Annotated in this window: 26 protein-coding genes; 16 read left to right on the top strand and 10 right to left on the bottom strand. The window is 59.4% G+C overall.

Annotation, left to right across the window (positions count from 1 at the left end; genetic code table 11):
* Positions 1-3: 3 nt before the first annotated feature.
* The 7 genes from HQN82_RS22855 to HQN82_RS22825 all read left to right on the top strand — a co-directional run bounded on the left by HQN82_RS22855 (position 4) and on the right by HQN82_RS22825 (position 6,207).
* Complete coding sequence (locus HQN82_RS22855) at positions 4-1,134, top strand: CgeB family protein (protein WP_022563928.1); 1,131 nt, start codon at positions 4-6, stop codon at positions 1,132-1,134.
* Positions 1,131-2,222, top strand: a complete 1,092-nt coding sequence (locus HQN82_RS22850) for a CgeB family protein (RefSeq protein ID WP_022563927.1) — start codon at positions 1,131-1,133, stop codon at positions 2,220-2,222. Before HQN82_RS22855 ends, HQN82_RS22850 begins: the two co-directional genes overlap by 4 nt.
* Positions 2,219-3,370 (top strand): CgeB family protein, encoded by a 1,152-nt coding sequence (locus tag HQN82_RS22845; protein ID WP_112635970.1) that lies wholly within the window; start codon positions 2,219-2,221, stop codon positions 3,368-3,370. The genes HQN82_RS22850 and HQN82_RS22845 overlap by 4 nt, the downstream gene beginning before the upstream one ends.
* Positions 3,345-4,379 carry a UDP-glucuronic acid decarboxylase family protein gene (locus HQN82_RS22840; protein WP_022563925.1) on the top strand — a complete coding sequence of 345 codons (1,035 nt, stop codon included), beginning with the start codon at positions 3,345-3,347 and terminating at the stop codon, positions 4,377-4,379. The genes HQN82_RS22845 and HQN82_RS22840 overlap by 26 nt, the downstream gene beginning before the upstream one ends.
* 2 nt (positions 4,380-4,381) lie before the next feature.
* The gene (locus tag HQN82_RS22835; RefSeq protein ID WP_112635994.1) at positions 4,382-5,116 is read left to right on the top strand and encodes a TIGR04290 family methyltransferase; all 735 of its coding nucleotides are present in this window, start codon (positions 4,382-4,384) and stop codon (positions 5,114-5,116) included.
* A gap of 4 nt (positions 5,117-5,120) precedes the next feature.
* Positions 5,121-5,777, top strand: coding sequence for a UdgX family uracil-DNA binding protein (locus HQN82_RS22830; RefSeq protein ID WP_048902942.1), 657 nt, complete (start codon positions 5,121-5,123; stop codon positions 5,775-5,777).
* Between the two features lie 82 nt (positions 5,778-5,859).
* Positions 5,860-6,207 carry a hypothetical protein gene (locus HQN82_RS22825; RefSeq protein ID WP_022563922.1) on the top strand — a complete coding sequence of 116 codons (348 nt, stop codon included), beginning with the start codon at positions 5,860-5,862 and terminating at the stop codon, positions 6,205-6,207.
* Between the two features lie 71 nt (positions 6,208-6,278).
* Here the strand turns inward: HQN82_RS22825 and HQN82_RS22820 are convergent, their stop codons facing one another.
* The 4 genes from HQN82_RS22820 to HQN82_RS22805 form a co-directional block, all read right to left on the bottom strand.
* A complete protein-coding gene (locus HQN82_RS22820) occupies positions 6,279-6,425 on the bottom strand; it encodes a hypothetical protein (protein WP_004444478.1) in 147 nt (48 codons plus the stop codon).
* A 24-nt stretch (positions 6,426-6,449) separates the two neighbouring features.
* The gene (locus tag HQN82_RS22815) at positions 6,450-6,674 is read right to left on the bottom strand and encodes a hypothetical protein (protein WP_006700497.1); all 225 of its coding nucleotides are present in this window, start codon (positions 6,672-6,674) and stop codon (positions 6,450-6,452) included.
* 28 nt (positions 6,675-6,702) lie between these two features.
* On the bottom strand, positions 6,703-7,083 hold the full coding sequence (locus HQN82_RS22810) for a DUF982 domain-containing protein (protein ID WP_139190403.1): 381 nt from the start codon (positions 7,081-7,083) through the stop codon (positions 6,703-6,705).
* Positions 7,084-7,173: 90 nt separating this feature from the next.
* Positions 7,174-7,674 (bottom strand): YciE/YciF ferroxidase family protein, encoded by a 501-nt coding sequence (locus HQN82_RS22805; RefSeq protein WP_173615974.1) that lies wholly within the window; start codon positions 7,672-7,674, stop codon positions 7,174-7,176.
* A 243-nt stretch (positions 7,675-7,917) separates the two neighbouring features.
* On the opposite strand from HQN82_RS22805, the gene HQN82_RS22800 reads away from it, so the two are divergent.
* From HQN82_RS22800 to glgA, 6 genes are all read left to right on the top strand, one after another.
* Positions 7,918-8,277, top strand: coding sequence for a hypothetical protein (locus HQN82_RS22800; RefSeq protein WP_022563920.1), 360 nt, complete (start codon positions 7,918-7,920; stop codon positions 8,275-8,277).
* Between the two features lie 14 nt (positions 8,278-8,291).
* Entirely contained in the window at positions 8,292-9,053 is a 762-nt protein-coding gene (locus HQN82_RS22795; protein ID WP_022563919.1) for a Crp/Fnr family transcriptional regulator, read from the top strand.
* 115 nt (positions 9,054-9,168) lie between these two features.
* Positions 9,169-9,405 (top strand): hypothetical protein, encoded by a 237-nt coding sequence (locus tag HQN82_RS22790; protein WP_022563918.1) that lies wholly within the window; start codon positions 9,169-9,171, stop codon positions 9,403-9,405.
* Between the two features lie 110 nt (positions 9,406-9,515).
* Positions 9,516-10,130: a cysteine hydrolase family protein gene (locus tag HQN82_RS22785; protein WP_022563917.1), complete on the top strand. Its 615-nt coding sequence runs from the start codon at positions 9,516-9,518 to the stop codon at positions 10,128-10,130.
* 121 nt (positions 10,131-10,251) lie between these two features.
* On the top strand, positions 10,252-10,434 hold the full coding sequence (locus tag HQN82_RS22780; protein WP_004444486.1) for a hypothetical protein: 183 nt from the start codon (positions 10,252-10,254) through the stop codon (positions 10,432-10,434).
* A gap of 162 nt (positions 10,435-10,596) precedes the next feature.
* Entirely contained in the window at positions 10,597-12,111 is a 1,515-nt protein-coding gene (glgA, locus tag HQN82_RS22775) for a glycogen synthase GlgA (RefSeq protein WP_022563916.1), read from the top strand.
* A 24-nt stretch (positions 12,112-12,135) separates the two neighbouring features.
* On the opposite strand, the gene HQN82_RS22770 is transcribed toward glgA, so the two are convergent.
* Positions 12,136-12,348, bottom strand: a complete 213-nt coding sequence (locus HQN82_RS22770) for a hypothetical protein (RefSeq protein WP_044458872.1) — start codon at positions 12,346-12,348, stop codon at positions 12,136-12,138.
* A 196-nt stretch (positions 12,349-12,544) separates the two neighbouring features.
* Here HQN82_RS22770 and treZ point away from each other — a divergent pair, with 196 nt between their 5' ends.
* Entirely contained in the window at positions 12,545-14,335 is a 1,791-nt protein-coding gene (treZ, locus tag HQN82_RS22765; RefSeq protein WP_173615973.1) for a malto-oligosyltrehalose trehalohydrolase, read from the top strand.
* 2 nt (positions 14,336-14,337) lie between these two features.
* On the opposite strand, the gene HQN82_RS22760 is transcribed toward treZ, so the two are convergent.
* The 4 genes from HQN82_RS22760 to HQN82_RS22745 all read right to left on the bottom strand — a co-directional run bounded on the left by HQN82_RS22760 (position 14,338) and on the right by HQN82_RS22745 (position 16,082).
* Positions 14,338-14,862, bottom strand: coding sequence for a sigma-70 family RNA polymerase sigma factor (locus HQN82_RS22760; RefSeq protein WP_022563912.1), 525 nt, complete (start codon positions 14,860-14,862; stop codon positions 14,338-14,340).
* A 95-nt stretch (positions 14,863-14,957) separates the two neighbouring features.
* Positions 14,958-15,653 carry a class I SAM-dependent methyltransferase gene (locus HQN82_RS22755; protein ID WP_022563911.1) on the bottom strand — a complete coding sequence of 232 codons (696 nt, stop codon included), beginning with the start codon at positions 15,651-15,653 and terminating at the stop codon, positions 14,958-14,960.
* A gap of 11 nt (positions 15,654-15,664) precedes the next feature.
* Positions 15,665-15,922: a hypothetical protein gene (locus tag HQN82_RS22750; RefSeq protein WP_048902941.1), complete on the bottom strand. Its 258-nt coding sequence runs from the start codon at positions 15,920-15,922 to the stop codon at positions 15,665-15,667.
* Positions 15,891-16,082 (bottom strand): hypothetical protein, encoded by a 192-nt coding sequence (locus tag HQN82_RS22745; protein WP_022563909.1) that lies wholly within the window; start codon positions 16,080-16,082, stop codon positions 15,891-15,893. The genes HQN82_RS22750 and HQN82_RS22745 overlap by 32 nt, the downstream gene beginning before the upstream one ends.
* A gap of 150 nt (positions 16,083-16,232) precedes the next feature.
* Here HQN82_RS22745 and HQN82_RS22740 point away from each other — a divergent pair, with 150 nt between their 5' ends.
* The gene (locus HQN82_RS22740; protein WP_004444504.1) at positions 16,233-16,463 is read left to right on the top strand and encodes a hypothetical protein; all 231 of its coding nucleotides are present in this window, start codon (positions 16,233-16,235) and stop codon (positions 16,461-16,463) included.
* 40 nt (positions 16,464-16,503) lie between these two features.
* Here the strand turns inward: HQN82_RS22740 and HQN82_RS22735 are convergent, their stop codons facing one another.
* Positions 16,504-16,701 (bottom strand): hypothetical protein, encoded by a 198-nt coding sequence (locus HQN82_RS22735; RefSeq protein WP_022563908.1) that lies wholly within the window; start codon positions 16,699-16,701, stop codon positions 16,504-16,506.
* 270 nt (positions 16,702-16,971) lie between these two features.
* Between HQN82_RS22735 and HQN82_RS22730 the strand changes: the two genes are divergently transcribed.
* Positions 16,972-17,838 carry a c-type cytochrome gene (locus HQN82_RS22730; protein WP_112635993.1) on the top strand — a complete coding sequence of 289 codons (867 nt, stop codon included), beginning with the start codon at positions 16,972-16,974 and terminating at the stop codon, positions 17,836-17,838.
* Positions 17,839-17,842: the final 4 nt, after the last annotated feature.

Here is a 17,842-nt window from a genome sequence, read left to right as displayed (position 1 = left end):
ACCATGAAGTTCGTCTTTTATACGCACTCTCTGATCTCGGACTGGAACCACGGCAATGCGCATTTCCTGCGGGGGATCATGCGCGATCTCTTGCGGCGCGGACATGTCGCCATCGCGCTCGAGCCCGCCGGATCGTGGAGCCGTAAAAATCTGGAGGCCGATCAGGGCAGCGCCGCTATCGCCGCCTTTCACGATACCTTTCCCGATCTGCGGTCCGTCATCTATGACGAGGATTTCGATCACGAGACGGCGGTTGATGATGCCGATGTCGTCATCGTGCATGAATGGACGGAACCGGCAACGATTGCGCATCTCGGCCGCCTGCGGCAGTCGGGCGCGACCTTCACACTCCTGTTTCACGACACGCATCACCGCGCAGTCTCGACCGACGGTGACATTGCTGGCCTTGATCTTTCTGCCTTTGACGGTGTTCTTGTTTTCGGTGAGACATTACGCCAGCGCTATCTGGACGCCGGCTGGGGACGCAACGTCTTCACATGGCATGAGGCCGCTGACGACACTATCTTCAGGCCACAGCCATCGGCAGAGAAGACTGGCGATCTGATCTGGATCGGGAACTGGGGCGATGACGAACGGACGGCCGAAATCGGTGAATATCTCGTCCGCCCGGCGGCGGAACTCGGCCTCAAGACGACGGTGCGCGGGGTTCGTTACCCGCAAGATGCGCTGGATGCTCTGAAACGGGCGGGGATCGCCTATGGAGGATGGATCGCCAACGCTTCCGTGCCCGGCGCCTTTGCGCAGAACAGGGTGACCGTTCACATTCCACGCCGGCCCTACGTCGAGCATCTGCCCGGCATTCCGACCATTCGCATGTTCGAAGCCCTCGCCTGCGGCATTCCTCTCATTTCGGCCCCCTGGGACGATTGCGAAGGGCTATTCCGTGCGGGCGAGGATTATCTCTCCGTCAGTTCCGGGGAGGCGATGGCGCGACAGCTTCGCAGCGTCCTTGCCGATCATGAGCTGGCCGGACATCTCGTCAGCTCCGGTCTCGAAACCATACGCACCCGGCATACATGCCGCCACCGCGTTGACGAGCTTTTCGAAATCCTCAGGGCCTGCGGTCCTGCACGCGTCGATGACGCATTGTCCGCACGGGAGGCAGCACAATGAAGATCGCCTTTTACGGATCGAGCCTCCTCTCCGCCTACTGGAACGGCGCCGCCACCTACTATCGCGGATTGCTGAAGGCCCTGGCGACAAGAGGTTACGATATCACCTTCTATGAGCCCGACATATTCGACCGGCAGAAGAACCGCGATATCGACCCGCCGGACTGGTGCAGGGTCGTTGTTTATGAAGGAACCGTCAGCGCGCTGCGGCAGGCTGCAAGCCGCGCGGCGGAGGCCGACATCGTCGTCAAGGCAAGCGGCGTCGGGTTTGAGGATGATCTGTTGATGGCCGAGGTGCTGGATCACGCCCGCGAGAATGCGCTGACGATTTTCTGGGATGTCGACGCCCCGGCCACGCTTGCCGAACTGCGGACCTCCCCGGACCACCCGTTGCGCCATGCACTGGCCCGGACGGATCTTGTGCTGACTTATGGCGGCGGCGAGCCGGTGATCGACGCCTATCGGTCGCTCGGCGCCAGAGACTGTATCCCCGTCTATAATGCACTCGATCCCGAAACCCATCACCCCGTTCCACTCGACCCGCGCTTCGCGGCCTCTCTGGGATTTCTGGGAAACCGCCTTCCGGATCGTGAGGAAAGGGTCGAGACATTCTTCCTCGAGCCGGCCGCACGTCTCGATAAAGAAACCTTCCTGCTCGGCGGATCGGGCTGGCAAGGAAAGGCGATGTCCCCGAACATCCGCTATGTCGGACATGTTTCCACCCGCGACCACAATGCCTTCAACGCGACGCCCAAAGCGGTCCTGAACGTCTCGCGCGCTTCGATGGCCCAGAACGGGTTCTCGCCCGCCACCCGTGTCTTCGAGGCCGCGGGGGCTGCCGCCTGTATCATCACCGACCATTGGGACGGTATCGACCTTTTTCTGAAACCCGAGGAGGAAATCCTGATCGCACGCGACGGCAAGGATGTCATCGATATCCTGTTGGCGCTCACCCCTGCAAGGGCGGCCGCCATCGGCGAGCGCGCCTCGACAAGAGTGCGACACGAACATACCTATGAACATCGCGCCGAGGACGTGGACCGATTGTTTCGCGCCCGCAGTGCCATGAGCGTGGAGGCGGCGGAATGATAAAACCGCTCGACATCGTCTTCCTGGGCCTCAGCCTTTCGTCATCATGGGGCAACGGCCATGCCACAACCTTCCGCTCGCTCATTCGCGGTCTCGCCGCGGCTGGCCACCGGGTGCTCTTTCTGGAGCGCGACACGCCGTGGTATGCGACAAAACGCGATTTGCCCGCTCCCGATTTCTGCGAGCTCGTCTATTACGATGACCCGATCGCCGTGACGCAGGAGTATGCGCAGCGGCTGCGGGAGGCGGATGCTGTCATCGTCGGATCCTATGTGCCGGATGGGGTCGGCGTCATCGACGCCGTCAAGGCGCTCGGACCGAAACGGCTCTGCTTCTATGATATCGATACGCCGGTAACTCTTGAGAAACTCAACAGGAACGACGAAGAATATCTCGCCCGAAGGCAGATCCCCCTGTTCGACATCTATTTTTCCTTCACCGGCGGCGACACGTTGCATCGCCTTGAACGGCAATATGGCGCGCAGCGCGCGGAAGCGCTCTACTGCTCTGTCGATGCGGCCCGTTACCGGAAATCTGGCGACGAAACCCGGTGGGATCTCGGTTACCTCGGCACCTATAGCCGGGATCGCCAGCCGAAACTTGAAGAGCTGCTGATCGAACCAGCGCGCCGGTTGCCCCACATGCGGTTCGTTGTCGCCGGCCCGCAATATCCCAGCAACATCGACTGGCCGGAAAATGTCGAGCGCATCGAACATCTGCCGCCTGAAAAACATTCGGCATTTTATAGCTGCCAGCGTTTCACGCTGAACATCACGCGCGCCGATATGGTTGCGGCCGGCTGGTCGCCGAGCGTCCGTCTTTTCGAGGCCGCTGCATGCGGCACGCCGATCATTAGCGACTTCTGGCCGGGCCTCGCAGACCTTCTGCCCGAAAATGAAGCCGTTCTCATTGCCCGCAACACGGAACAGGTGGTGCATGCACTAACTTCCGTAGGGGCAGAACGCAGACAAGCCATGGCGGCTCACGCCCAGCGACGGATTCTCGAGCACCACACCGGCGAAACAAGGGCCGCCGAACTGACATCATATCTCACCGGAATACCGGCGAGGGTTCCGGAAACGGCGAAACACCCCTTCAGGCTCCAGAACAGGGAGAGCGAGTATGCCGCAGCGAAATCAAGGTACTAGAACGGTTGTTGTCGCAGGTGGCGGCGGCTTTGTGGGTTCGCATCTCTGTGACGCGCTGCTTGCACGCGGCGACAGGGTCATCTGCGTCGACAGCTTCCTGACCGGTTCGAGGTCGAATGTCCGCCCGCTTGTCAATCATCCACGTTTCCGGCTTATCGAATCCGACATATGCGAATTGCGGGACATCGATGAACCGGTTCAGCAGATCTATAATCTCGCCTGTGCGGCGTCCCCGCCGCAATATCAGGCCGATCCCGTTCATACGATGATGACCTGCGTTTCAGGCACCGGCAATCTTCTTGCTCTCGCGCAACACCATGGCGCCTCCTTCCTCCAGGCTTCCACGAGCGAAGTCTATGGCGACCCGGACGAACATCCGCAGCGCGAAGACTACCGCGGCAATGTGAGCTGCACGGGCCCCCGTGCCTGTTACGACGAAGGAAAACGCGCGGCGGAAGCGCTGTGCTTCGATCTTTTGCGTGCGGGCAAGGTCGACGCACGCATCGCCCGGATATTCAACACCTATGGGCCGCGCATGCGACCGGATGACGGGCGTATCGTGTCCAATCTGCTCGTGCAGGCGATTGCGGGCGAGCCGCTGACAATCTACGGGACGGGCGAGCAGACACGTTCTTTCTGTTATGTGAGCGATCTCGTCACGGGTTTGATCGCACTCATGGATGTCGACCCCAATCCGGGCGTTCCCGTCAATCTTGGCAATCCCGGCGAATTCACGATCAGACAGCTGGCCGACCTCGTTCTTCTGACAGTTCCCACGCGGTCGGTACTGGTACACCGTCCCCTGCCGACTGACGACCCGCGACGGCGGCGGCCGGATATTTCCCGCGCCCGGGAACTGCTTCGCTGGGCGCCGCAAGTGCCGCTCACCGAGGGCCTTCGCCACACAGCGGACTGGTTCGCCTTCGCCCTGGCTGGCGGAAACTCCAAGGCAGGAGCGCCCCCGGCAGGCAGCGGAGCAATCGCCGCCGGCGCGGTGCTGGGACCATGACCATGCGCCAGAAACTGGAAAAGCAGATCGAGGATCTCGGGCCCTGGTTCCAGAACATGGCGATCGCAGGCGTGGAAACAGCGCCAGACCACTTTCTCGGCAACTACCCGGCATTTAAGTGGGAGGGGTTTCGCCACATCATTCCAGAAGATCTCGGCGGTCGCAGCGTTCTCGATATCGGATGTAATGCCGGGTTTTACAGCGTGGAAATGAAACGTCGCAATGCCGGGCGTGTCGTCGGCATCGATGCCGACCCGCACTATCTCGCCCAGGCCCGCTTTGTCGCCGAGCAATCCGGACTCGACATAGAGTTCCGGCAATTGTCGGTTTATGACGTGGCCAGGCTTGAAGAGCGTTTTGACCTCGTGATCTTCATGGGCGTGTTTTACCATCTGCGGCATCCGCTTCTGGCGCTCGATCTCATCCACGAACATGTCGCAGCCGATATGATGCTCTTCCAGTCGCTTCAGCGGGGTGACGGGAGAATACCCGACCTCGAAGAAGATTACCCGTTTTCCGAATGGGCCATGTTCGAGGACCCCGCCTATCCCAAACTGTTTTTCGTGGAGGAACGGTATGCGGCTGATCCGACGAACTGGTTCATACCCAACAGGGCCGCGGTGGAGGCAATGCTTCGCAGCGCCGGCTTCATCATAGAGCGACATCCGGAACGGGAGGTTTATCTATGCCGGCGCGGGGCACGCCACTATGCGGCAGAGCCGCCGCCGGGAGAATAGACCCGTGCCGACCGCAGCCCGCAAGAACCGCCCCCCACCGGCCTTTCAGCCCGATCATGCCGAAGCGCCTTCACTCGCTGCATTGCACAGACAGGCCGAAGGCTGCGAACGTTGCGATCTTTACAGGAATGCGACCCAGCTGGTTTTTGGCGAGGGCAGAAACGATGCGAGTGTCGTGCTTGTCGGCGAACAGCCCGGCAATGACGAAGACCTGAAGGGCCATCCATTTGTCGGCCCCGCAGGCCGGCTGCTAGACGCATGCCTGCAGGAAGCAGACGTCGATCGCTCGCAATGTTATGTCACCAATGCCGTCAAGCATTTCAAGTTTGAACAAAGAGGCAAACGGCGGCTCCATGCGCGCCCCAACAGCGGGGAAGTGCAGCGCTGCGCCTGGTGGCTGGGAGCGGAACTGCGGTTACTCAAACCAGAGCTGATCGTCGCCATGGGCGCGACGGCTTTTTATTCGCTCACCGGCCGTACCAGCGGAGTGACCACGGAGCGGGGGCATTTCTCCACCACCCCTGGCGGAACACGCCTTCTCGTGACCATTCACCCTTCCTACCTGCTGCGCCTTCGCGACCGCGACGAGGCGCGACTACAACGGCAGGCCTTCGTCGCCGATCTGCGCAAGATAAGGAAATTTCTGGCGGCGGCAGAATAAGCGGTCTGCTGCCAGTAATCATTTCCAGCCGCGGGAACAAGCTTCTTCAAGCGTGGTTAGGCACTGCCGAAAGGGAGGATTGATGGCAATGAAGAAGAAGATCGAATGTGAGATCATGGCACATGAAAATGGCTGGGCCGTTCTGGTCGGCAATGTCATGGAGGCTGTTTATCCAAGCCGTTATCTCGCGGTAACATCGGCGAAGACGCGGCACATGGACTTCATCCTTGTGGACGAAGCCATGCCACTGCGTCACTCGACGACGGACGTCATGGCGACCGACCGGGCGGTATCGCGCCGAAACGGTGAAGCGTTCCGGCTGACAGTCGCCGCGCCTTACCAGGTGGACATTCCCTTGAAACGCAGGCGGGGGGAAATAAACACGCCGGTCTCGATTGAAGGCCGGGACCTGGTCACTGGAAAATTTTGAGGGATACGGTATGGATGCCGTCCGGAAAAGATGCCGGACGGGATCGCTCCATCTATCCGCTAGGCGCCGGTTCAGCCGGCCAGCAGCCAGACGAGAAAGCCGCCGATAAGGATGAAGACCAGGATGACGCCAAGCAATCGCGCCAGCCCCTCATTGGTATTGGTGTCTGCGCCGACAATCGTCCAATAGATCGATTTTTCGTCTGTCCGTTCGCTCATCTGCCTCTCCTCGCGGGATACTTGTCAGGATGCGCGGCCAGGATGCGTACCGACAAGGAAAGATAATGCAATCACGATAGCCAGTGCGAAGATGACCAAAGCATAGATCATCATCCTCTTCCATGTTCGCTTCCGTCCGCGAAAGGCACCGTCATCGACGCCGACGGGCGAATATTTGGAATCGAACTCCTCACTGACAGGGCGATTGAGGTCCTCTTCCGGTTTTATGCGGTCGCGTGGCTCGGCCATCTTGTCCTCGTGCTTTCTGTTCCGGGTCTCAGCGGCGGGGCGCGGCCGCCAAACTCCCTTTGCCGCCGGCTTTCGCCCCCGGAAAGAGCGGCAGCTGAGTATTTTCGATACCTGACGATGGGCCAAGCGGAATACCGGCCTCAAGACATGCTGCAATCAAATGCTCCCTCGCAACCGCCGAAGAGCCATTTCTCAACATGGCCAGGCGGCAACTCCTCAAAGCCCGAGCGTAATGGACGCCTGCCTTTTCAGGCCATTCCTCCTCCAGCAAACGAACCGCCTCATCCACGCCAGAAACGTTGAAGCAGCGGCCGCCCAGAGAAATTTCAAGCGGATATGCGCCGAGCAGCGGAATTGTCGTCATCTTTTTCTCCATCGCCGTGGCGTTTGCCACGCGGTCGTGGACCATGCAGGGTTCGGGCGCGGAAACAGCCCGCGCCGTCACTTACGGGTCGACTTTCGCATCCGAAATGCGGAAGACGGATCCAGCGCTATTCCGTCAGGCGGCTTTCTGGCTTTTCGGGTTGGCTACCGTCGCGGCGAGTTTCGTCAGTTTTTTGTCGGTTGCGCCTTCTTCGTCGAGGTTTGCCTGAAGCAGCGGAACGCCTTCATCGATGCCCAGCTGGCCCGCCCACGCCACCAGAGTGCCATAACGGGCAATCTCGTAATGTTCGACGGCCTGCGCGGAGGCAATCAGGCCCGCGTCGAGCGCCGGCGAATCCTTGAAGGATTCGATGATTTCCTCGGCTTCCGCAATAATGCCCTGAATGGCCTCGCACGTCTTGCCGCGCGCATTCTTGCCGATGATTTCGAACACGCGCTCCAGACGCTCGATCTGGCCTTGCGTCTCATCCCGGTGCTGCAGGAAACCCTGTTTCGCCTCTTCGAGCTGCGCGGCGCGCGCCATTTTCGGCAAGGCCTTGAGTATCTGTTTTTCCGCATGATAGATGTCCTTCAGGCCATCCAGAAACAGATCGTCGAGCGTTTTTTGACTAGCCATTTACGTCTCCTTGAGTGAACGACGCCCCGAACCCCGAGTGCCCAGAATTGTTCCGCTCTGGCTGAAAAGACCTGAAAAAAGCGCATCCGGACGTGCCGCGTTCATCGCCGGTGCATGTTCAGAACTACACAGTAGTGCCGTCTCGCATATATTTGATGAAATCGGATGAACCGACTACGGTTAGTTAGACATTATAGTATTGAATAGAGATACGCATTGCCGGTGGCGTGCGAGGAGCAAGGCATGCAGACTATCAAGCGTCTCCCTATAATGGTCATCGGCGCGGCCGACACAGTCACACCGGAAATAGCAAAAGCCTGGTCCCGAGCGCAGGTCGGCCTGATAGGTCCCTACCCGGCCGACGTTATGGAAAATGACGATACGCTGCTGTTTTCCGCCGCCATCATCGATGTCCGCTACGAGGCGGAGATCATGCTTCGTCTGACCGATCAGCTTGAAGAGAAGGCCGTTCCCTACCTGTTTTTCGTGCCCCGACCGGTCTTCGAGAGCGAACCGGGACCTTTTGTGCTCTCCGCACGTTCAGAGGACATAGACAACATTGTCTCCGCCTTGATGGCGCAGGGAGGGGGCATAAGACACTAGCGAGGCAAAGTGTTATGCTGGAGCGGAGCAACGGGCGGGAAGAAACGGGTTTCCTCCTTTCCCTTCTTGATGCGGAAATCCGGAGCGAGGTGCTGAAGGCGTCGACATCGTTGACACTTTCGCTTGGCGACAAACTTTTCTCAGCCGGTCAGCGCATCGATCGCGTGCTTTTTCTCGCCTCGGGCATAGCATCCATCGTTGTAGTTTCCAGATCAGGACGGAAAACCGAGAGCGGCATCGTCGGACATGAAGGTTTCATACCCACCGGTGCACTCGCCGGCGCGGAGGAGAACTTAACCGAGATCGTCGTTCAGGCGCCGGGCAAGGCGGTGGCTATGGACATGGAGGTTTTCCGCAGCCTGATGGCGAAACATCAAATATTCTCGGACATCGTGATCTGCGCCTCGCACGTCGCGAGGACGCAGGTGGAATGCACGGCCGCCGCCAACGCCACAGGCACGGTCAGCCAGCGCCTGGCGCGTTGGCTCCTGATGTGTCACGACCGCGTGCGTGGCGACCAGCTACAGTTGACCCACGATTTTCTCTCGCTAATGCTGGCGGTGAGGCGCCCGAGCGTGACGGATGCCCTGCACGTCCTCGAAAGCGAACGCCTGATCCGCGCCGAGAGAGCGAAAATCACCATAAGGGACCGGCAAGCGCTGGAAACATATGCGCAGGAATATTACGGGCTGGCAGAGGAGGAAAGTGCGCGGGTATTCGCGCGCTTTCATGCGCAGATATCCGAAGTGGCCGGAAGACATAATCTCGCATTATAGGCAGATCGGCGCCTTCGGTACGGTCACGACCATTTACCTCCACTCTTTTCCGTATAAGATAGACATGTGATCCCTTTTTTCGGCCTCGCAAAACGCAGCCGCCAAGGAGGTGAAATTGTCCGCCTATCGCGCCTATCAGAGTTCGGGTATCTTCCTGAATGACGATATCAATACGGTCAAGTCGGCTTATGATAGCGTCCTGGCCGGAGAGCACGATCCCAGCCTTTGCTTGGAGGACGTCGCCCGTTACGTCCTCAAAATGTATAATCGCGGCATTGTCGATCCCGGCAAACTCCACGAAATGTCGGCGCTTTATTTCAGAATGAGGCGCACCGGCCAACGCCGGGCGTAGGCCCTTGGGTCGTCGATGCGGCCGGGCTAAGGCGGCCGTGCGGGCGGAACTTTCGGCGGACCGGATTGTTAGCTGACCGTAGCTGACCCACAAATCATTCGGACATTCCCATGAATTCTGAAGAGGGCCTCTTTCCCCGGTGGTGTCATCTTTGCATCGACATGCAGCGCATGTTTGCGGAAGAGACGCCATGGCACGTGGACTGGATGCCGCGCATCATCGACAATGTCGGGCGGGTGGTTGAGAACTCGCCGCACACGACCGTTTTCACCCGCTTCATCCCACCGCCGGATGCCGACGCCGCCTCGGGGCGGTGGGGGCGTTATTATGAGAAATGGTGGATGATGACCGGCGAGTATCTTCGCCCCGAAATGACCGATATCGTCCGCGAGTTCGCGGGCTACGTTCCACCTGCGGAAGAATTCCTGAAAACCACCTATTCCCCCTGGACGGATGGTCGCCTGCACCGAAAACTCGTAGGCCAAGGGGTCGGCACGCTTGTCATATCCGGTGGGGAAACGGATGTCTGCGTGCTCGCAACCGTGCTGGGGGCGGTGGATCTGGGGTATCGCATCTTCCTTCTTGAGGACGCCGTCTGCAGCGCGCGCGATGCAACGCATGATGCCTCGCTGACGGTATTGAGGGGCCGTTTCGCGGCACAATTGACCCTCGTCAGCACGCAGGACTGGCTTCAGGCCAAAGAGGAATTCCTGCGCAGCGATTAACCCCGAAAACGCCGCGCGGAAAATTAGCGACCGCGACGAAACGGACGGGAACAATCGCTCGGAAGCAGGGTTCGAGTCGTTCGATCGAAACGATCAGCACCAGATGCGAACGAGGTTCAAAATGACCAGAAAAACGCTCCCCATTCCGAAAGACAACCAAACGGACAAGGGCCCGGGCGACAATGAGCGCCTCAATGCGGAGGAAGCCTCTTCTGCGAAGGAGAAGAACGCCTCCACCCGCACGGGACGACAGGCCAACATAAAAATCAACACCACCCATCAGGGACATCAGCAGGATCGATAGCGTTCCTCGGCGCCAAGGCAGAATTGCGGATCGGCCGTCCTTCTGAGCGCCGCCGCCTGCCCCCCGTGATGCGGCACACCACTAAAGCGGCGAGAGGCTTTGCAAACAATAAAAGCCCCGCGTCTCCTCACGATGACAGATCGACGAAATGCGGAGGCATTCATGCACATTCTTGCCGTCACGGCCGAGATGTTCCCTTTCATCAAAACCGGCGGGCTGGCCGATACGACGGGAGCATTGCCGGACGCGCTTGCCAAACTCGGTGCGGAGGTGCGCACGCTGCTGCCGCTCTATCGCAAACTGCGTCCCCTCATCCGCGGGCATCAGCCCTGCTTTTCCGGGAGCGTGCTGGGACAGGACGTTAAGGTATATTCGCTCGTTGCCGACCAGAAGAATTTGGTGCTGCTCGATGCGCCCCATCTCTTTGACCGGGATGGGCATCCCTACGGCGAAAAGGACCATCCGTTTCCGGACAACGACCTCCGGTTCGCCGTCCTGTCCAAGACCGCGGCGGACATTGCCCTTGGATCAATGCCCGGTTGGAGGCCGGATATCGTCCACGTTCACGACTGGCACGCCGCCTTGACCTGTGTCTATCTCGCCGACGCGGCGCCGGGCGAGGTGCCGACCGTCCTGACCATTCACAACCTCTCATTTCAGGGTCAATATCCTTTTTCGCGCGCAAGGGTTCTGGGGCTTCCGGACGAGCTCTGCACGGTGGAATGCCTCGAATATTACGGCGACATCTCTTTTCTGAAGGGCGGCCTGACGACCGCATCGGCCGTTACCACGGTCAGTCCAACCTATGCGCGCGAAATCCTGACACCGGAAGCCGGCATGGGCATGCATGGCGTGTTCGGCACGCGAAGCGAAAGTGTGCGCGGCATCGTCAACGGCGTCGATCAGGATGTCTGGAATCCCGCGACCGATCCCTTCATTCTCGCGAATTTCATGTCGGCGACCGTGGCAAGGCGGAGCCTGAACAAATATGCGCTGCTTCAGGCTCTGGGCCTTGCCCACACACAGGGTCCGGTATTTGGTGTGGTGAGCCGCCTCACCTGGCAAAAGGGCGTTGATCTCTTGCTCGATGTTGTTCCCCTCATCATCGCGCGGAAAGGCAGGCTCATCGTTCACGGAGAAGGAGACGGGCAACTGGAAGATGGCCTGCGTGACCTGTCAAAAAGATATCCGGAAATGGTCTGTGCCCATATCGGTTATGACGAACGTCTGGCCCACATGATCCATGCGGGGTCGGATTTCATCATCCAGCCTTCGCGCTTCGAACCATGCGGCCTGACCCAGCTTTACGCATTGCGATATGGTGCCCTGCCCATCGTCAGCCGCACCGGAGGTTTGGCCGAGACGATCATCGACGCCAACGACGCCGCCATAGATGCGGGGGTTGCTACCGGCTTTCAGTTCGAACCGGCAAATATCGACGACCTGCGGGCGGCGCTGGAGCGCGCCATCGCTGCGTTCAACAACAGGGAACTCTTCAAGCGCCTCCAGGCCCAGGCCATGCGTGCCAACTTTTCCTGGGAAAAGAGTGCGGCGCAATATCTGGCGCTTTTTGAAGGGCTCGTCAGCAAAGAGCCTCAGGAGTCACTTTCGTTTCCCGACATATTGCCGGACGCATTTGCGAGAATGCGTATCGAGCGGCGGCAGGCCAGACAATAAGGCAAACGCCGACTTTACCGCGTATCAGAGGAGCCGGTCCTGTTTCCAGCGGACATAGGGAGCGAGCGACTGGCCAGGAAACCGGTTTTCGATCTCCGTGGCTGTCAAATCCACCAGTGCTTCCACTTCCTCCAGCCCCTCCTTCTCGCTCTTCGCTTCGAGTTCGCGCATCTTGTGGAATAATTCGTCGTCCGTTGCCACGCGGAGAAAGTCGGCAAGGTCGGTTTCCTGTGTCATGTCACCGTCTCTTTCTGTCTTCAGGTCAGCGATCGGGCGGCAAGCTATGCCCGCCGAGCCGTCGTTTTGGCTGTTCAACGGCGAACGACGGCCAAACCCGTTTGTTCCTTTCATCAGCATATTCCCGGTGCGGAGGCAGGAACCGACCGACGGCGATCCGGTTAGGACCAAACGAGGCTGACTGGAGGTTCCGTGAATGTTCAACGCAATGAAATATCGCAAATGGGGCGTGCAATTCGATGCTGCAGGAGATGCGCGCTTTCGCATCTGGGCGCCCGGTTCTGATGCGCCGAGGCTCGTTATAAACGGCGCGGAATACGAAATGCGGTCTGAGGAGAACGGCTGGTACGAAGCCGTTGCAGCGAATGTGAGTAGCGGCGCCACCTATCACTTTGTTCTGCCGGACGGGCATGAAATTCCCGATCCGGCCTCACATTGGCAGGAAGGCGGCCTGGACGGCCCGTCAACCGTCATCGATCACGACTTTGCGTGGCAGCATGAGAACTGGAACGGTAGGCCGTGGCACGAGGCTATGATCTACGAGGTTCACATCGGCACGTTCACGGAAGAAGGGACGTTCCGGGCGGCCGAAAAGAAGCTGGAACGACTGGCTGAACTCGGCATCACCGTCATTGAGGTGATGCCGCTCGCGAGTTTTCAGGGAGATCGCGGCTGGGGCTACGACGGCGTTCTGCAATTTGCGCCGCAGCGGGATTATGGATCGCCGGACGACCTCAAAGCCTTCATAGACGCGGCCCATGGCCTGGGGATCATGGTTTTGCTGGATGTGGTCTACAATCATCTCGGGCCGGAGGGGAACTTCCTTCAAACTTATGCGCCCGACTTTTTTCAGAAAAACGAAACACCCTGGGGCCCTGCTCCCGATTTCAACAGCGTGGATGTGCGATCATATTTCCTGCAAAACGCCCTTTACTGGCTTCAGACCTACCGTTTTGACGGGTTGCGGATCGATGCCGCCGATCATCTGGCCGGCGGCGGCGGCGAGGTGGATTTCCTGACAGAGCTTGCCCAGACGATCAGGCACAAGGTGACGGGCAGGCATGTGTATCTTGTCATAGAGGATGCAAGAAACACGGCAAAGCCGATGACGCCCGAAGAAGATGTTCCGCCGCTGGTAGACGCCCAGTGGAACGACGACTTTCATCACGTCGTCCACGTCATGACGACCGGCGAAGATGGCGGTCTTTATCGGGATTTCGTTTCGAACCCGGAGAGCCTGCTTCGTCGGTCGCTTGCGACCGGTTTCGTTTATCAGGGCGATCCGCGCCCTTCCCGGGACTTTGCGAGGAGCGGCGAACGCAGCGATCATCTCTCCCCGCAAACCTTCGTGAACTTTCTCCACAATCACGATCAGGCCGGAAACCGGCTTTGCGGCGAAAGACTGCGTGCCCTGCTCGAACCAGCTCTTTTCGATGTACTAGAGTGCATTCTCCTGCTCTCCCCACAAACGCCGCTGATGTTCATGGGTGACGACCACGCATCGACGCAGCCTTTCTACTTCTTTTCCGACCACCCGCAACACGATCGGGAAGCCGCGATAAAAGGGCGGTTGCGGCAGGCTGAAATGTTTCAGGGAGCTCTTCCCGAGAACGCGCGCGATCTCGTCCAGGACCCCAATGACGTGCGCACGCGGCTCCTTTCTACCTTGAACTGGCGTCAAGCCGATGAGGAAGATGGGAGACGGGCAAGCGAGATCCTTGCAGGATTGCTCGCAAAGCGCCGGCAGCATGTCTGGCCCCTGCTCGCTTCGGAATTCGGAGGCGGGACGGCACTCGGTTCTCCTGCGCGAACGCTTGCCATAGACTGGGCGTTTGCGGCCGGCCGGTTGCAACTCAGGGCCAATTTATCCGATGCTCCGGCGGATCTGCCACCGGTGGAAGGGGAAATCTTCCACCGGCTTGGCGACATCAACGGGCAGACGGGGAAATCCTGCAGCTACAGTGTGCTGTTTGCAGTGGCCCGATGATGTCAGGCGAGAGTGCGCCGCAGGGACTCGCGGGCGCGGTTGACGCGGCTCTTAATGGTGCCCACCCTGCAGCCGCAGATGGAGGCTGCATCGGCGTAGCTCGTTCCTCCGGCGACGAGCAGCAGCGCCTTCTTCTGATCCGCATCCAGATCGCGGATCGCGCGCATGACTTCATCATGCTCCATCCGCCATTCCTGACTGGCGGGGACCGACATCGTTTGCTCTATTCCCGCCGGCAGCCCGACGCATTCGCGCCTTCCAACCTTGTATCGGGTACAGAAGGTGTTCCGCAAAATAGTGAACAGCCATGATTTCAGGGCTGTTCCGGGGGTGAAGCGGTGCAGGGAACGAAGCCCCCGCATCATGGTTTCCTGAACGAGATCGTTGACATCTTCGTCATTTCTGACGAAACGACGCGCAAACGCCGTCAGCGCTGGCGCTAGATCGGCAATTTCGATGCGCAAGGTCTCAAGTTGCGCTTCGCTTAGTGCGGGGCCGGACTCTTCATTTATAGCGTGTTTGGCCATGGTCCTTCCTTTCACATAGAAGGGAAATGGCCCATCTGCCGCTTGGTTGCCGTACGCCAACGTACAATGCGTATTTTTCGGCGGTGCCAGAGATCCTAGTGACCCGAAGGGGACGCGGCCTTCTCAGACGTCTCCGGCGAGGAGCGGGAAAGACGCAGCAGACGAAAATACCCGGTTGGGGGGATCGTCCTGTTTTCCGCCAGATGGAATGACGGGTTGCGGCGCAGCCAGTCCTCGATCCCGTCCAGACGAAATGCCGAACTGAGCCCGATGTTATGGGCCACCGGCGAGACCATTTGTTCTATGCGGCGAACTGCGCCGCTGCTGTCGGTGATCTTGCTGACGATGACGATCTCGCCACGCGGCTTCAGCACTCGGGCGCATTCGGAAAGCAGCCGGCCGGTATCGGGAATAAGCGTGATGACGAAGGGCAGCGAAATCACGTCGAAGGACGCATCCGGAAACGTGGTTTCGCAGGCATCCATCACATGCAGTGCTTTCACATGCGGCAGCGAACCGCCTGCCACTTTTGTTTTGGCCTTCCGAAGCATGTCCGCTGAAATGTCGATCCCGGTCACGTTGCTGGCCGGAGGATAAAGCGGAAGGACCAGCCCCGTGCCGACGCCGATTTCGAGAATGTCGCGACCGGCACCACCCACACATCTGGCCAACTCCATCTGCGCCCGCTTGAGAAAGAAGCCGTAGACACGGTCATAAACCGGGGCCCAGAACCGATATGCCTTTTGCTGCTGTGCCCGGTTCGGGATGCTCGATACCGTTTCGTCGCTCACTCGCCTCTCCCTCAGCGTGAAATGAACTTGTTGAAGCGGCTCTCGCCGCCCGACGTTCTGTCCTGATAAAGGAATGCCAGCTTCCTGTCCTCGAAGATTTCAAAAAACTCGTCCCATGATATGGCCTTCAGCGCATCCTCCGGCTCACCGAAATCGATCCTGAGGATCCCTCCATCGCCCGAGACGTCCACTTTGGCAGGGTGGCCATCGCGCTGCTCCGCCCATTTCCGTATCGTGTCATGATCGGTGGTTGTTGCCGATTCCGTCATCGTTGTTCTCCTTGTCTTCGTCGCGTCCATAGCGCGAGCGCCTTTCGCGTTCGGCGTTTTCTGTCGCCTTTTCACGGTCTTTGCGGCTTTCATCGCTTTCAGTCGAGCGTGCGTCATCGGTGCCGGGTTCGGGCCTGACATCGTCCTGTGATCGGGTCATCGCGGAAGCCCCTTTTTTTAAAACATCCTGCAGCGCAGACCCTGCGGTCCGCTCTCTCCTTCTAACCCCGGGAGCAAAAAGCGGTTCCGCACTGATGGTTCGAGGGAACAGCATCGGCGTAAAAAGGTTAGGGACAGACAGGAGGATGCCATGACGAAGAAAGACAAGCTCGAGCAGATTCACAAGGACAGCGCGCCCCAGTTTGCTCCCGGCAAAAAGACCTCGACCAATAACGGCGTTGCGAGCGCGAAGCCGAGGGTCATCACCGGCTCGGACGACGCAACCGCCAACAAGCTACCACCAGGCACAAAAAAGCCGGAAAAAGACTGGGACATCAATTACGACGAGCGGGAAAGCAACGAGGGCGACTTTCGCGGCTAGAGGCGCGGCGCCCTTGCCGCGCCGAGTGTTCGCGAAGCGGCTACCGAGCCAGGTCCTCGACTACCAGTTCGATGGATTGCGGCTCGGCGCCCTCCTTCGTCTGCACGCTCAGAACACTTCCGGTGTTCAGCACGCCTTCGAGGAGCGTTCGACCGTCGATGGTGATTTTGACCACCTTGGGGGTTGCAGCCTCTATGTTCAGGCTGTTGCAGGTCTCGTGATCAGTTTCCGGGTCCACGTGCCGACCTCCATTGGGATTGAACATGCCGGCCTAACCACGGTCGGCTCCGGTTGTTCCCGAACGGCGGCCATGACTCGCGACATGATCGCGCGGGAACCACAAACGGCATGCGAAGTTCGATAGCGGCGGATCAGCCGTGCGGCCGGAACCCGGCGCAATCATAAAAGTATGCTCTGACGATGGACCTTTCCGATGATGGTTCGCGAGACTCCCGGTTTTCATCTGTCGGTTCAGGCAGGCCGGCTGTTGATATGGTGTCTCGCAGCGATGGCCTGTCTGGGAGTCTGGCTTCTGACTACGCCGAAGCCGGTCTTCGGACCGAACGACATCGGATCATCGCCCGGCGATCCGCAGCTGGGAAGACTTGTATTTCTGGCATCAAGCTGCGGGTCCTGCCATGCCACGCCGGGACAGCCGGACTCGCTCGTGCTCGGAGGCGGATTGGCGCTTTCCTCCTCCTTCGGCGTTTTCCGTCCGCCGAATATATCCCCCGACATTGCCGACGGGATCGGATCCTGGACCGTTGAAGATTTCGCAAATGCGCTGGTCGCCGGCATATCGCCTGACGGCCGCCATTATTATCCGGCCTTTCCCTATACGAGCTATACGGGAATGAAGATCGAGGACATAAAAAACCTTTACGCCTATCTGCGGACCCTGCCGCCTGTTTCCGGCAAAGCGCCGCCGCATGATCTGTGGCCGCCCTTCAGGTTGCGACGTGCCGTTGGCGTCTGGAAGCTTTTGTTCTTTGACGAGGTCGGCAAGTCGCAGGCCATCACCGGCGATCCCGTTCTTGATCGCGGCTCCTATCTGACGGAAACGCTTGCCCACTGTGCCGAATGCCATTCCAGCCGTAATATCTTCGCCGCCATCCGCCCGGAAACCCGTTTCGCTGGTGGTCCCGACGCGGAAGGCACGGGCTTTGTGCCAAACATCACGCCGGCACGTCTCAGCAGGTGGACGCAGACCGACATCTCCACCATGCTCGCAACAGGCCAGACGCCGCAGGACGGACATGTCGGGTCCGCAATGGTGGACGTGGTCGCCAATCTTTCGCAGTTGCCACAGGAAGATCGCGACGCGATTGCCCGCTACATCAAGGCCCTGCCGGCAAGGCAAACCCCGCATCCGTGACCCG

It is taken from the genome of Agrobacterium pusense (assembly GCF_013285525.1).
Classification (GTDB): domain Bacteria; phylum Pseudomonadota; class Alphaproteobacteria; order Rhizobiales; family Rhizobiaceae; genus Agrobacterium; species Agrobacterium pusense.
Note: the sequence above shows the minus strand (reverse complement) of the source record. Positions and strands in the feature narration are given on the sequence as shown.

Bases quoted from the DNA above. Each gene is read 5' to 3' on its own strand.
- HQN82_RS22855 (WP_022563928.1), top strand. From the start codon at position 4: ATGAAGTTCGTCTTTTATACGCACTCTCTGATCTCGGACTGGAACCAC.
- HQN82_RS22850 (WP_022563927.1), top strand. From the start codon at position 1,131: ATGAAGATCGCCTTTTACGGATCGAGCCTCCTCTCCGCCTACTGGAAC.
- HQN82_RS22845 (WP_112635970.1), top strand. From the start codon at position 2,219: ATGATAAAACCGCTCGACATCGTCTTCCTGGGCCTCAGCCTTTCGTCA.
- HQN82_RS22840 (WP_022563925.1), top strand. From the start codon at position 3,345: ATGCCGCAGCGAAATCAAGGTACTAGAACGGTTGTTGTCGCAGGTGGC.
- HQN82_RS22835 (WP_112635994.1), top strand. From the start codon at position 4,382: ATGCGCCAGAAACTGGAAAAGCAGATCGAGGATCTCGGGCCCTGGTTC.
- HQN82_RS22825 (WP_022563922.1), top strand. From the start codon at position 5,860: ATGGCAATGAAGAAGAAGATCGAATGTGAGATCATGGCACATGAAAAT.
- HQN82_RS22820 (WP_004444478.1), bottom strand. From the start codon at position 6,425: ATGAGCGAACGGACAGACGAAAAATCGATCTATTGGACGATTGTCGGC.
- HQN82_RS22815 (WP_006700497.1), bottom strand. From the start codon at position 6,674: ATGGCCGAGCCACGCGACCGCATAAAACCGGAAGAGGACCTCAATCGC.
- HQN82_RS22810 (WP_139190403.1), bottom strand. From the start codon at position 7,083: ATGGTCCACGACCGCGTGGCAAACGCCACGGCGATGGAGAAAAAGATG.
- HQN82_RS22805 (WP_173615974.1), bottom strand. From the start codon at position 7,674: ATGGCTAGTCAAAAAACGCTCGACGATCTGTTTCTGGATGGCCTGAAG.
- HQN82_RS22800 (WP_022563920.1), top strand. From the start codon at position 7,918: ATGCAGACTATCAAGCGTCTCCCTATAATGGTCATCGGCGCGGCCGAC.
- HQN82_RS22795 (WP_022563919.1), top strand. From the start codon at position 8,292: ATGCTGGAGCGGAGCAACGGGCGGGAAGAAACGGGTTTCCTCCTTTCC.
- HQN82_RS22785 (WP_022563917.1), top strand. From the start codon at position 9,516: ATGAATTCTGAAGAGGGCCTCTTTCCCCGGTGGTGTCATCTTTGCATC.
- HQN82_RS22780 (WP_004444486.1), top strand. From the start codon at position 10,252: ATGACCAGAAAAACGCTCCCCATTCCGAAAGACAACCAAACGGACAAG.
- glgA (WP_022563916.1), top strand. From the start codon at position 10,597: ATGCACATTCTTGCCGTCACGGCCGAGATGTTCCCTTTCATCAAAACC.
- HQN82_RS22770 (WP_044458872.1), bottom strand. From the start codon at position 12,348: ATGACACAGGAAACCGACCTTGCCGACTTTCTCCGCGTGGCAACGGAC.
- treZ (WP_173615973.1), top strand. From the start codon at position 12,545: ATGTTCAACGCAATGAAATATCGCAAATGGGGCGTGCAATTCGATGCT.
- HQN82_RS22760 (WP_022563912.1), bottom strand. From the start codon at position 14,862: ATGGCCAAACACGCTATAAATGAAGAGTCCGGCCCCGCACTAAGCGAA.
- HQN82_RS22750 (WP_048902941.1), bottom strand. From the start codon at position 15,922: ATGACGGAATCGGCAACAACCACCGATCATGACACGATACGGAAATGG.
- HQN82_RS22745 (WP_022563909.1), bottom strand. From the start codon at position 16,082: ATGACCCGATCACAGGACGATGTCAGGCCCGAACCCGGCACCGATGAC.
- HQN82_RS22740 (WP_004444504.1), top strand. From the start codon at position 16,233: ATGACGAAGAAAGACAAGCTCGAGCAGATTCACAAGGACAGCGCGCCC.
- HQN82_RS22730 (WP_112635993.1), top strand. From the start codon at position 16,972: ATGGCCTGTCTGGGAGTCTGGCTTCTGACTACGCCGAAGCCGGTCTTC.